Source organism: Cronobacter malonaticus LMG 23826 (assembly GCF_001277215.2).
GTDB classification, from domain to species: Bacteria; Pseudomonadota; Gammaproteobacteria; order Enterobacterales; family Enterobacteriaceae; genus Cronobacter; species Cronobacter malonaticus.
In genome coordinates, this window is the sequence record NZ_CP013940.1 from 572,669 (window position 1) to 584,886 (window position 12,218).

The following is a 12,218-nucleotide window of genomic DNA, read 5'->3' on the forward strand; positions in this document are numbered from 1 at the left end:
TGTTAGCGCGTGACGCATAAAAATAAGTGTTTGAGTCTGCTCAACATCATGAGCCGCCAGGGATGCCTGACCGTGAGCGGTGTGTTTTCCGTTAAAGCCGTTATACTGGTCCGCGGCTGCGGCTTCAGAGGTAGTTATGTTATCGATCGTTCGAATGATTATTGTGGTTCTCTACAGCATTGTGGTCTGTATTCTGGGTAGCATCTGGTGTCTGTTCAGCCCGCGCAATCCGCGCCATGTGGCGACTTTCGGCCATATGTTCGGGCGCCTTTCCAGCGTGTTCGGTCTGAAGGTGGAACTGCGCAAACCGCAGGGCGCTGAAAACTACGGCAACGCGATTTATATCGCCAACCACCAGAACAACTACGACATGGTCACGGCGTCTAATATTGTTCAGCCGCCGACCGTGACCGTCGGTAAAAAAAGCCTGGTCTGGATCCCTTTCTTCGGCCAGCTCTACTGGCTGACCGGTAACCTGTTAATTGACCGCAACAACCGCAGCAAGGCGCACGGCACCATCGCCGAAGTGGTGAACCAGTTCCGCAAGCGCGACATTTCCATCTGGATGTTTCCGGAAGGCACCCGCAGCCGCGGGCGTGGCCTGATGCCGTTTAAAACCGGCGCGTTTCATGCCGCCATTGCCGCAGGCGTGCCGATTATTCCGGTCTGCGTTTCCAATACCCATGGTAAAATCAAGCTCAACCGTTGGAACAACGGTCTGGTCATCGTCGAAATGTTACCGCCTGTCGACACCCAGGGTTGGGGAAAAGAACAGGTACGGGAACTTGCCGCCCACTGTCGCCAGCTGATGGAAGAGAAAATCGCCCAGCTGGATAACGAAGTGGCCGAGCGCGAAGCCGCTGGCAAGATCTGAAACTGACGGGCAGACCGTCATTCATTACCCGTTTTCATGGAGCACTTATGTCACTCAGTCGGCGTCAGTTTATTCAGGCATCGGGCGCGGCGCTCTGCGCGGGCGCGGTGCCGCTGAGGGCACATGCCGCAGGTCAGCAGCAGGCGCTGCCGGTGCCGCCGCTGCTGGAATCACGCCGCGGGCAGCCGCTGTTTCTGACGCTCTCCCGCGCGCACTGGTCTTTCGTGCCGGGCACCCGCGCGCAGGTCTGGGGCTTCAACGGCCGCTATATGGGGCCGACTATTCGCGTCTGGAGCGGCGAAGACGTTAAGCTTATCTACAGCAACCGCCTGCAGGAAAATGTCGCCATGACGGTGAGCGGGCTACAGGTGCCAGGCCCGCTGATGGGCGGCGCGCCGCGCATGATGTCACCCGGTGCCGACTGGGCGCCCGTGCTGCCGGTACGCCAGGCCGCCGCAACGCTCTGGTATCACGCCAATACGCCCAACCGCACCGGTCAGCAGGTCTATAACGGCCTCGCCGGCATGTGGCTGGTGGAAGACGCCGTGAGCAAAGCGCTGCCGGTGCCGAACCACTACGGCGTGGACGATTTTCCGGTCATTATTCAGGACAAGCGCCTCGACAATTTCGGCACGCCGGAGTACAGCGAGCCAGGCAGCGGCGGCTTTGTCGGCGATACGCTGCTGGTGAACGGCGCGCAAAGCCCGTATGTAGAAGTGTCGCGCGGTTGGGTGCGTCTGCGCTTGCTGAACGCTTCCAACGCGCGTCGCTATCAGTTACAGATGAGCGATGGCCGGCCACTGCACGTGATCGCAGGCGATCAGGGTTTTCTGCCCGCGCCGGTGGCGGTGAAACAGCTGGCGCTGGCGCCCGGCGAGCGCCGTGAAGTACTCATCGATATGACTAACGGCGATGAAGTGTCTATCACCTGCGGCGAGGCGGCGTCGATTATGGACCGCATTCGCGGCATTTTTGAGCCGTCCAGCATTCTTATCTCCACGCTGGTGCTGACGCTGCGGCCCACCGGTCTGCTGCCGCTGGTGACGGATACGCTGCCGATGCGCCTGCTGCCGGATGAAATTATCAACGGCGCGCCGGTGCGTAGCCGCGATATCACGCTGAGTGACGATCCGGGTATTAACGGCCAGCTGTGGGATATGAAGCGTACAGACGTGCAGACCCAGCAGGGCGCCTGGGAGCGCTGGACGGTGCGTTCCGATATGCCGCAGGCGTTCCATATGGAAGGCGTGAGTTTTCTGATCCGCAGCGTGAATGGCGCAGCGCCGTTCCCGGAAGATCGCGGCTGGAAGGATACGGTGTGGGTGGATGGCCAGGTGGAGCTGTTAGTGTATTTCAGCCAGCCGTCGTGGGAGCATTTCCCGTTCCTCTACTCTAGCCAGACGCTGGAGATGGCCGACCGCGGCTCGGTGGGGCAGATGGTCGTGAACCCGGCCCCGTAAGCCGTTCGATGAATATGAAAAAGCCGCTGAGAGGCGTCTTTTTTTGTGGCCGGGAATATGACGCCAGTGGGTGGTAAACGGTGGATGCGCTGCGCTTATCCACCCTACAACACCCTCTTCCAGCTCCTAGGTCCGGCACACCCGCCATTAGCGGTGTGAAATATGAAATGTAGGGCGGGTAAGCTCCGCGCACCCGCCGCTAGCAGGGTGAATATGAGGGGTAGGGCGGGTAAGCGTAGCGCACCCGCCATTAGCGGCGTGAAATGTGGGAAACGTAGGGCGGGTAAGCGTAGCGCACCCGCCATATGCCGCAGCGCCAGACTCGCTACTCCGCCAGAAACAGCTCCAGCAGCGAGTTAAGAAACAGCTTACCGTGCTCGGTTATCTGCCAGCTCTCCGGCGTTTCCACCAGATAATTCAGCGCAATCGCCTCGTCAATCTGCGGGCGAATCGCCGCTTCGCTAAGCCCCGTATAACGTGCAAATTCGGCACGCGGCGCGGGCTCCAGCAGGCGAAAACGGTTCATGAAAAACTCGAACGGCTTATCCTTCGCCTCGACCTCATGCTGCTTATCCAGGTAATTACCGGTCATATAGCCGCGCGGATGGCGGGTTTTCGCGGTACGCAAAATACGCCCGTCGGCGAGCGTTACTTTACCGTGTGCGCCGCAGCCGATACCCAGATAATCCCCGAAGCGCCAGTAATTCAGGTTGTGCTGGCACTGATAACCTGGTTTCGCGTAGGCCGAGGTTTCGTACTGCTCATACCCGGCGGCGGTCAGCAGCTGATGCCCCTGCTCGAAAATATCCCACAGCGCGTCGTCGTCAGGCAGCACCGGCGGGCGCGAGCCAAACAGCGTATTCGGCTCAATGGTCAACTGATACCACGAGAGATGCGGCGGGTTCAGCGCAATCGCCTGGCGTAAATCATCGAGCGCCTCTTCCAGCGACTGATCCGGCAGGCCGTGCATCAAATCGAGGTTAAAGCTGCGAAGCCCAAGGCCGCTCGCAAGACGCGCGGCGCGCTTCGCCTCTTCCGGCCCGTGAATACGGCCAAGACGCGTGAGTTTCGGCTCGCTGAAGCTCTGCACGCCGATGGAAATGCGGTTCACGCCCGCGCGCTGGTACTCCACAAAGCGGTCAGCTTCCACGGTGCCAGGGTTGGCTTCCATCGTGATCTCGGCATCTGGCGCGAGCGTAAGACGTGACCGCACGCCGTCCAGCAACGTCTGCATTGCAGGTCCCGAGAGCAGGCTCGGCGTGCCGCCGCCGATGAAAATGGTTTTCACCTCACGGCCCTGCGCCCACGGCGCGTCGTTATCCAGATCGCTTAACAGATGCTGGACATAATCGTCATGCGGCACTTCGCCCTTCAGCGCGTGCGAGTTGAAGTCACAGTAAGGGCACTTCTGCACGCACCAGGGGATATGGATATACAGACTTAAGGGTGGCAAATCAGCCATTACGCATTGCTTCCAGTAATAATTTCAGCGCCTGCCCGCGGTGGGAAACCGCGCTTTTCTCTTCACGCGTCAGTTCGGCGGCGGTTTTGCCAAGAGAAGGGACAAAGAATATCGGGTCGTAGCCAAAGCCGCCCTGGCCCGCAGGCGCGCGGGTGATCACGCCAGGCCAGGCGCCGTGAAAGACCAGCGGCGTCGGATCGTCGGCATGACGCATATAGACCAGCACGCAGTGGAACTGCGCCTGACGCTGCTCGTCCGGTACGTCTTTTAACGCCTCCAGCAGCTTTTCCAGGTTCTCCTGATCGGTAGCGTCGCTGCCTGCGTAGCGCGCGGAGTAAATTCCCGGCGCGCCGCCCAGCGCGTCGACCGCGAGACCGGAATCGTCAGCGATAGCCGCAAAGCCGGTGACCTGAGCCGCGTGACGCGCTTTCAGAATCGCGTTTTCGATAAACGTCAGGCCGGTCTCTTCGGCGGAGTCGACGCCAAGCTCGGTCTGCGCCACGATATCCAGCCCAAACTCCTGCAGCAATGAGGCGAGTTCGCGCACTTTACCGGCGTTGCCGGTCGCGAGGACAACTTTCTGCATAGCGTAATCCTGTATTAATCGGTGACAGCCGCAACTTCCGTTGGGATCTGTTGGGGTTCGATAATTTTGACTTGTTTATGACGGCCCAGTTCGCCTTTTTCAATCACCACCTGACTTTTAGCCACGCGGAACTGTTTCGCGAGATATTTCACCAGATGGGCGTTGGCCTGGCCGTCAACCGGCGGGGCGGTAATGGCGACTTTTAGCTCGTCGCCATGTAAACCGATAATGCTGTCGCGGCTGGCTTTCGGCTGGATATAGAGCCGTAACACCAGCCCGTCGACGGTTTTACTGACGGCACTCACAGCAAATACCACAGCCCCGGGAAGAGATCCATGGCGAGATAATTCAGCAGATAGAGCACGATAATCACGCCCATGGCGGAAAAATCGATGCCGCCCATGGCCGGAAGAATGCGGCGGATCGGGGCCATCAGCGGTTCAGTCAGCTGAATCAGCACAAACTCAATCGGGCTGCGGCCCTGGCTTACCCAGCTCATCAGAGAGCGGATAATAATTACCCAGAAGACTAACTGGCCTGCGGATTTCAGCAGCGACAGCAGGCCCACCACGAGGTTAAACGGATCCAGCGACAGCGCGCCCGACTGAATCAGCAGCAGCAGCGGGAATTTTAGCGTTGAGAGAATAAACGCCACCAGCAGCGATGAAGTGTCGATAGGCCCTATCGACGGAATAATGCGGCGCAGCGGGCCTATCACCGGCTGGGTAAATTTCACCACCGTCTGGGCGAGCGGGTTGTAAAAATCGCAGCGCGACCACTGCATCCAGATGCGCAGCAGCAGCACCATCACATACAGGTCGATCAGCGTTTTGACCAGGAAAGTCAACGTCAGCATGGCGTTCCTCAGAAGTTATTGTTGAGTGGCGCGGGCGTAATCGCGCGCGCCGAAAATCGCGGTACCAATGCGCACCATCGTGCTGCCAGCGGCGATGGCGGCTTCCATATCATCGCTCATGCCGAGCGAAAGCGTGTCTACTGTCGGGTAGCGCGCTTTAAGGGCCGTGAAGGCCGCAGCCATTTCGCAGGCGACGGCATACTGGCGCGCATACTCTTTTTCCGGCGCCGGAATGGCCATCAGCCCGCGCAGTCGCAGACGCGGCAGCGCCGCAATCTGCTCTGCCAGCGCCTCCAGCTCGCTTAAGGCGATGCCGGATTTGCTCTGTTCGTCGCTGATATTAACCTGAATCAGCACGTTAAGCGGCGTCATTTCATCCGGGCGCTGTTCATTCAGGCGAGTGGCGATGCGCAGTCGGTCGACCGTATGGCACCAGTCGAAATGCTCTGCCACCAGACGGCTTTTGTTGGACTGCAACGGACCGATAAAGTGCCAGGTTAGCCCGTCGACGCCCGCGTCGCGGAAATGAAGGATCTTTTCCACGCCCTCCTGCACATAATTTTCACCAAATTCACGTTGCCCGGCGGCAATCGCTTCTGCTATCGCGCTCGCAGGTTTTGTTTTACTCACTGCAAGCAGCGTAACTTCTTCTGGAGCCCGGCCGCAGCGTTGTGCAGCCGCTGAGATCTTTTGCCGGACCTGCGTTAAGTTGCGTTCTGTCTCACTCATGATCAGGGAAGCTGTATGGAAATGGATGAATTAGTGGCGCTTAGTGTAAAGCATAACGTTTCTGATCTACACCTGTGTAGCGAGCTGCCGGCGCGCTGGCGCAGGCAGGGGCGGCTGGAGCCGGTGCCAGAGCCTGTTCCGAAGCCGGAAAACCTGCTGGCGCGCTGGCTTGACGACGCCCATCAGCGCGAGCTTGCCGAGCGCGGGCAGACCGATTTCGCCGTCAGTCTTGCAGGCGGCGTGCGGCTGCGCGGCAACGCGTTTCGCCAGATGCAGGGCGTGTCGCTGGTGCTGCGCCTGCTGCCGCGCGGCTGTCCAAAGCTTGAGGCGCTCGGCGTGCCCGCCGCCGTGCCGGGATTATTGACGATGCCGGATGGCCTGCTGCTGGTCACGGGCGCTACCGGGAGCGGTAAATCGACGACGCTTGCGGCGATGGTCGGCCACCTGAACGAGACGCTCGACGGCCATATTCTGACGCTCGAAGATCCGGTCGAATTCTGTCATCAGCCGGCGCGCTGTCTTATCCAGCAGCGTGAAATCGGCACGCACTGCCAGAGCTTCAGCGACGGCCTGCGCGGCGCGCTGCGTGAGGATCCCGATGTCATTCTGCTGGGGGAGCTGCGCGACAGCGAAACGATCCGGCTTGCGCTCACGGCGGCGGAGACGGGGCATCTGGTGCTGGCGACGCTGCACACCCGCGGCGCGGCGCAGGCCGTCGAGCGGCTGGTGGATGTGTTTCCCGCTGATGAGCAAAACAAAGTGCGCAGCCAGCTTGCGGGCAGCCTGAAGGCGGTGCTGGCGCAAAAGCTGGTGGCGGATGCACAGGGCGGCAGAACGGCGCTGCATGAGCTGCTTATCAACACGCCCGCCGTGGCGAATCTCATCCGTGAAGGGAAAACTCACCAGTTGCCTGGCCTGATGGAAACCGGCCAGCAACAGGGGATGCAAACCTTCGCGCAAAGCGTGGCGATGCGCCTGAACGAAGGCAGGCTGGCGCTGCAAAAAGACGCCAGCGCCGGGCACTGGGGCTAACGCACGTGGAACGCGTAAAGGACGGGCAGAGCGCCTGCGGTGCTGAGGATTTCAAGACGTATGACGCTCGCGGGGCGTGGCGCATTAACGCGGTGTTCGCAGACGGCGTGATGGTTATCCGTCACTTCCGCCAGCAGCGTCTCATCGGCCCACAGGCGGTAATGCGTGACGCAGTGGGGCGTCACGGCGCAGTCGTGGCCCATCTGAACGGTTTCCATCGCGTTATCGAAATCGTTATCGAAAATCAGCGTCAGGGTGTCGAACGTTTGTGGCTGCGCCCAGTACCATTCGACGACAGGCTGTGGATCGTCCACGGCGGGCGCCCAGGCGTTTGTTTGCTGTTCGGGCCGCAGGCGGCCATTCAACAGGTTTTCCGGCGGATAACAGCGCAGCGGCGCGTCGAGGCGCAGCGCGGGCATAATCTGGTGCGGGCGGCGGCGCGGCAGCCAGAAGTCAAACTCGTCCACGCCGTAATCGCCATCGGCCACCTGGCGCGAGCGTTTGGCGACGCGCGCGTTAAGGCTGTTAAACACCATCATGATGCCAGGCAGGTGCTGCGCGCTGAGCGCCATTTCAATGGCGTCGCATCGATCGAAAACAATAAAGACGTAACAGTCCTGGTCTGCGGTATGGCGCAGCGCTACCCGGTAGGGTGCTGCATCGTGAACCTCAAGTTCGCACTCATCCAGCCAGCGCTCCGGCGTATAGTTGCCGGGCTTGTGGCTGGTCAGCAACTGAACCCGCAGGCGCTGTGGTGCCTCCGCGCGCAACGTAAAGTGCAGGGTCGGCAGCGACTGTCCGGCCCGCAGCGGCAGCAGCAGTGCGGTGCGCGCCGAAAGCGTTGCCCATTCACCGTTCGGCGTGAGTTCGGTAAGCTGATATTCACTGCTGACGCGAAGCTGCGCGCCCCGCGCCGGGTCGTCCAGCCGCTGGCGGGGGATATAACAGCCCGTCGCCTGCAAATGCTGTTGCAGCGCAGTGATGCGCTCGCGCGCCGCCAGCTGGCGCGGCGTAATGTCCTGCTGATGACAGAGCGCGGCCGCCCGACCGACCACTTCGCCCAGCAGCCCGCAGGTGCACATCACGCGGGCGCTGCCGAAAGCCACATGCGAGGCGGAGATAAGCCGCCCGGTCAGGAACAGGTTATCCAGCGAGCGGCTGTAGAGGCTGCGCCAGGGGATGGTATAGGTGCCTTTGCTATGAAACTGACGGCAGCCGTCGTGCGTGCTGTAGACGCCATCCGCCGGGTGCAGGTCAATAGACCAGCCGCCGTAGGCCACCGCGTCGTAATGGTCGCGCTGCTCGATAATATCCTGCTGGCAGAGCAGGTGATCGCCCATAAACCGGCGGCTCTCACGCTTGCCGGGAATGGTGCCGACCCACTCGATCGTGAGGTTTTCCGCATCCGGGAACTGGCCGGAGTTTTTAATGTGATCCCATACACCCCAGACTATTTTCCACAGCTCCCATTTGATCTCTTCACTTTGATGGACGGTATCCAGACGGCCGCCCCATTCGAGCCACCAGAGATCGCAGCCGTTGAGCGTGGAGGTAAGCCGCTGATAGCGCGGAATATCGGTTATCTCTTTCAGCGCAAACGACGGCGGAACAAAGCGCACCGGCCCGCTGGTCTGTTTGGTGTAGAAGTAAATCGAATGCCCGAGCTTGTGACCGAAGCTGTCGCCTGGTGCCATTTTTTCGCCAAGTTCGTCAGCCTCTTCCGCGCCGACGCGAAACTCGGCACCCGCAAGATAGCCCAGCACGCCGTCGCCGGTGGCGTCGCAAAACTGGGTGGCGGTGAGGGTATAAAAGGTTTCGTTAATGGCGTTAAAGCCGCGCACACGTGTAATCCGCTGGCCGTTATTGACGACGTCAAAAAGCGCGGTGTTCAGCAACAGCGTCAACCCTGGCTGCGAGCGGGCGAGATCCAGCAGCACCAGATCGAACATCACCGGGTTGCCCTCTTTATTGCGCCAGAGGTTTTCTTCCAGAATCTCCCCCATAATGCCGCCTTCCCGCGCCCAGCGGTTGTTGTTACCCATGTGCGACGTGGCGCCGTTGGCCCACAGCCGCACTTCGCTGGAGGCGTTGCCGCCCAGCACCGGCCTGTCCTGCACCAGAATCACCTGCAATCCGTCGCGGGCGGCCGCCAGCGCCGCGCACAAGCCGGCGAGCCCGCCGCCTGCCACCAGCAGATCGGCATGGAGATGCTCTTCAGGAAAGGTCCGGTCGGCGCTGCGGGGAAAGACGTTCATAAACTTGTATCCTTCTTAACTGGCATTACACTCATGACATTGTCATGCAACGGGACTTCGCTATGTCTTCACAACCCAACCAGAGCCTGATCGATGGGATCCGCTGCCTGCAGTACCTGGTCTCCAGCGATCGGGCCATCGGTTGTCGTGAACTGGCCCGACTGATGGGCATTAACACCACACGCGTCAACCGCCTGCTGATGACAATGGCCTCTATCGGCCTCACCATGCAGGATGAGCAGCGCCGTTATCTGCCAGGCCCCGGCATTCACGCCCTGGCGGCACAGGCGATTCGTGGTTCTTCGCTTTTCTCCCATGCCCTGCCGCTGCTTGAGCGCTACGCCCCGAAAGATGTGGTGGTGGCGCTGGGCGTGCTCTGGGAAGATCAAATCATCTACATCTATCACTCCACGCCCGGCACTCAGATGAGCCAGGCGCTGGCCGGTTTTCGCATGCTGCCTGCCTGGCAGTCGGTCATCGGCATGTCGCTGCTGGCGGCGGAGAGCGACGAGGCGCTGGAAGCGCGCTTCACGCCTGAGCAGTGGGAACAGCTCGCGCCTCACGTGGCGCAGCAGCGCGAGCAGGGCCTGGTGGTCTGGCGCCACGACGACGGTGAAGTCTCGATGGCGAAACCGCTCGGTATTCATAACGCCGCGGTAGCGCTGGCTGGCATGTGGAACATCAGCAATCCTGAAATCCACTCGCGGCTGGAGCAGCTCAACGAGCTGGCCGCGCGGCTGATGAAACCTGCCTGACGTTAACTGGTTATGTTTCTTTTATAGAAACGATCGGCGAGTCGGGCAAAGACATCACCAGAGAAGTGTGATCCGGGGCGGATTCATGAGTGGAAATAAAGAATTCGGGCGGATAAGAAAAGGGCAAACGCAGCGCCTGGCAGCGCTGCGCGTCATGCGTTAGCCGTGTTGCTCGAAGTAGCTTTCCAGGATGACGACCGCCGAGGCGGAGTCTACGCTGCCTTTGTTCAGCGCGCGGAAACCGCCGCGCTCGAAAAGCCCGGCGCGGGCTTCTACAGTGCTGAGGCGTTCGTCGTGCAGCGTCACTTTTATGCCGAAGCGGCCATGCAGCCGGTTGGCGAACGTGCGCGCGCGCGCCGTCAGCGGCTGTTCAGTGCCGTCCATATTCAGCGGCAGGCCAACAATCACGTCGTCCGGCTGCCACTCTTTCAGGAGCCGTTCGATGAGCGTCCAGTCCGGGTTGCCGTTTTGCGCTTTGATGGCGGTAAGCGGGCGGGCTGTGGCCGTCACGCGCTGCCCAATCGCCACGCCGATACTTTTCGTGCCAAAATCGAAGGCCAGCAGGGTACCGCTCATTACGCGTGCCCCGCTTCGCCAGGCATGGTATGGATGTCGATACCGATAAGCTTCGCGGCCTCGCGCCAGCGGTCGGCGATAGGCGTGCGGAAGAGAATGTTCAGATCCGCCGGTGCCGTAAGCCAGGCATTCTCCAGGATCTCTTCTTCAAGCTGGCCTTTCTCCCAGGAGGAGTAGCCGAGCGCTACCAGTACGTCATCGGGCTGTTCGGCGGTGCCGAGCGTTTCCAGCACGTCACGCGATGTCGTGATCACGGTGTTATCGGAAATACGAATGCTGGAGGAGAACGCATCCGGCGGCGTGTGCAGGATAAAACCGCGATCTTCGGCAAGCGGGCCGCCGAGAAACACGGGCTTATCGAGACGAATTGCCGGGTCGCGCGGCTCCGGCGTGATTTTCAGCTTCTGAAGAACACCTTCAACCTGCAGATTTTCCAGAGGTTTGTTAATGATAAGGCCCATCGCGCCTTCATTGTTGTATTCGCAGATATACACCACGGAACGGCGGAACAGCGGGTCCTGAAGGGCCGGCATGGCAATGAGGAAATGATGCTGTAAATTCATCGTCAAAAGTTCTGTAGTCCTGGTTGGAAAATCGGCAGATTCAGTATGCGGGGAAAGTCGCGAACTGTCACCCCCGGTGGGGTAACGGGCGGGAGAGTTCCCGCCCGAAAGGCTTACTTAGCGAGGCGTTTTTCGATAGCGTCCATCAGCATGCCGGTAATGGAAACCGGGTACTGCGCTTCGATTTCACGCACGCAGGTAGGGCTGGTGACGTTAATTTCCGTCAGCTTGTCGCCGATGATATCGAGGCCGACAAAAATCAGACCTTTCGCTTTCAGCGTCGGCCCGACGCGACGGGCGATTTCCCAGTCGCTGTCCGTCAGCGGACGCGGTTCGCCACGGCCGCCTGCCGCCAGGTTGCCACGGGTTTCGCCGCCCTGCGGAATGCGTGCAAGGCAGTACGGCACCGGCTCGCCATCGACAACCAGCACGCGCTTGTCGCCGTCTTTGATAGCTGGCAGGTAGTTCTGCGCCATGCAGTAGCGGCTACCGAGTACCGTCAGGGTTTCTGCGATAACAGAAAGGTTCGGATCGCCTTCTTTCACGCGGAAAATCGACGCGCCGCCCATGCCGTCCAGCGGTTTTAAGATGATATCGCCATGCTTTTCCCAGAAGGCTTTCAGCTGCGCTTTATTACGCGTTACCAGCGTATGCGGAGTCAGATCGGCAAACCACGCGGTGAAGAGTTTTTCGTTGCAGTCGCGCAGGCTCTGGGGCTTGTTGACGATAAGCGTGCCTTTCTCTTCGGCGCGCTCAAGGATGTAAGTGGCGTAGATGAATTCGGTGTCGAACGGCGGATCTTTTCGCATCAGCACCACGTCAAGATCGGCCAGCGCAATATCCTGCTCGGTGCCGAATTCGTACCATTTGTCGTAATTCTGCTCGACGCTCACCAGACGCGTGCGGGCGCGGCCTTCGCCGTTATCGAGGTACAGATCCGCCATTTCCATATAGTGGAGTTCGTAGCCGCGGCGCTGGGCTTCCAGCAGCATAGCGAAGCTGGAATCTTTCTTGATGTTGATGTTTGCGATGGGGTCCATCACGATGCCGAGCTTGATCATTATTTTTCT

13 protein-coding genes are annotated in these 12,218 nt (G+C 60.2%); 4 read left to right on the plus strand and 9 right to left on the minus strand.

All coding sequences use genetic code 11. The features are described 5' to 3' along the window. Positions 1 to 136: 136 nt before the first annotated feature. Together AFK66_RS02715 and ftsP are read left to right on the plus strand one after the other, a co-directional pair. Positions 137 to 874, plus strand: a complete 738-nt coding sequence (locus tag AFK66_RS02715; protein ID WP_032968415.1) for a 1-acylglycerol-3-phosphate O-acyltransferase — start codon at positions 137 to 139, stop codon at positions 872 to 874. Positions 875 to 921: 47 nt separating this feature from the next. Then, the gene (gene ftsP / locus AFK66_RS02720; RefSeq protein WP_038882199.1) at positions 922 to 2,334 is read left to right on the plus strand and encodes a cell division protein FtsP; all 1,413 of its coding nucleotides are present in this window, start codon (positions 922 to 924) and stop codon (positions 2,332 to 2,334) included. Between the two features lie 325 nt (positions 2,335 to 2,659). On the opposite strand, the gene hemW is transcribed toward ftsP, so the two are convergent. From hemW to AFK66_RS02745, 5 genes are read right to left on the minus strand one after another with little or no spacing between them, the layout of a single operon-like run. Beyond that, positions 2,660 to 3,796, minus strand: coding sequence for a radical SAM family heme chaperone HemW (hemW, locus tag AFK66_RS02725; protein WP_007778056.1), 1,137 nt, complete (start codon positions 3,794 to 3,796; stop codon positions 2,660 to 2,662). Further along, positions 3,789 to 4,382: an XTP/dITP diphosphatase gene (locus AFK66_RS02730; protein ID WP_004385623.1), complete on the minus strand. Its 594-nt coding sequence runs from the start codon at positions 4,380 to 4,382 to the stop codon at positions 3,789 to 3,791. Before AFK66_RS02730 ends, hemW begins: the two co-directional genes overlap by 8 nt. 14 nt (positions 4,383 to 4,396) lie before the next feature. After that, on the minus strand, positions 4,397 to 4,687 hold the full coding sequence (gene yggU, locus AFK66_RS02735; protein WP_004385624.1) for a DUF167 family protein YggU: 291 nt from the start codon (positions 4,685 to 4,687) through the stop codon (positions 4,397 to 4,399). After that, the gene (locus AFK66_RS02740) at positions 4,684 to 5,238 is read right to left on the minus strand and encodes a YggT family protein (RefSeq protein ID WP_004385625.1); all 555 of its coding nucleotides are present in this window, start codon (positions 5,236 to 5,238) and stop codon (positions 4,684 to 4,686) included. Before AFK66_RS02740 ends, yggU begins: the two co-directional genes overlap by 4 nt. Positions 5,239 to 5,253: 15 nt before the next feature. Then, on the minus strand, positions 5,254 to 5,967 hold the full coding sequence (locus AFK66_RS02745; RefSeq protein WP_032968413.1) for a YggS family pyridoxal phosphate-dependent enzyme: 714 nt from the start codon (positions 5,965 to 5,967) through the stop codon (positions 5,254 to 5,256). 15 nt (positions 5,968 to 5,982) lie between these two features. On the opposite strand from AFK66_RS02745, the gene AFK66_RS02750 reads away from it, so the two are divergent. After that, positions 5,983 to 6,999: a type IV pilus twitching motility protein PilT gene (locus AFK66_RS02750; RefSeq protein ID WP_007778046.1), complete on the plus strand. Its 1,017-nt coding sequence runs from the start codon at positions 5,983 to 5,985 to the stop codon at positions 6,997 to 6,999. On the opposite strand, the gene AFK66_RS02755 is transcribed toward AFK66_RS02750, so the two are convergent. Beyond that, positions 6,996 to 9,254: an FAD-dependent oxidoreductase gene (locus AFK66_RS02755; RefSeq protein WP_023898028.1), complete on the minus strand. Its 2,259-nt coding sequence runs from the start codon at positions 9,252 to 9,254 to the stop codon at positions 6,996 to 6,998. The genes AFK66_RS02750 and AFK66_RS02755 overlap by 4 nt on opposite strands. Positions 9,255 to 9,316: 62 nt before the next feature. Here AFK66_RS02755 and AFK66_RS02760 point away from each other — a divergent pair, with 62 nt between their 5' ends. Beyond that, positions 9,317 to 10,009: an IclR family transcriptional regulator gene (locus AFK66_RS02760; RefSeq protein ID WP_007778041.1), complete on the plus strand. Its 693-nt coding sequence runs from the start codon at positions 9,317 to 9,319 to the stop codon at positions 10,007 to 10,009. A 159-nt stretch (positions 10,010 to 10,168) separates the two neighbouring features. On the opposite strand, the gene ruvX is transcribed toward AFK66_RS02760, so the two are convergent. The 3 genes from ruvX to gshB form a co-directional block, all read right to left on the minus strand. Beyond that, positions 10,169 to 10,585 (minus strand): Holliday junction resolvase RuvX, encoded by a 417-nt coding sequence (gene ruvX / locus AFK66_RS02765; protein WP_007892655.1) that lies wholly within the window; start codon positions 10,583 to 10,585, stop codon positions 10,169 to 10,171. Beyond that, positions 10,585 to 11,148, minus strand: a complete 564-nt coding sequence (locus AFK66_RS02770; protein ID WP_004385631.1) for a YqgE/AlgH family protein — start codon at positions 11,146 to 11,148, stop codon at positions 10,585 to 10,587. The genes ruvX and AFK66_RS02770 overlap by 1 nt, the downstream gene beginning before the upstream one ends. Before the next feature lie 113 nt (positions 11,149 to 11,261). Further along, positions 11,262 to 12,209 carry a glutathione synthase gene (gene gshB, locus AFK66_RS02775; RefSeq protein WP_004385632.1) on the minus strand — a complete coding sequence of 316 codons (948 nt, stop codon included), beginning with the start codon at positions 12,207 to 12,209 and terminating at the stop codon, positions 11,262 to 11,264. Positions 12,210 to 12,218 lie beyond the last annotated feature (9 nt).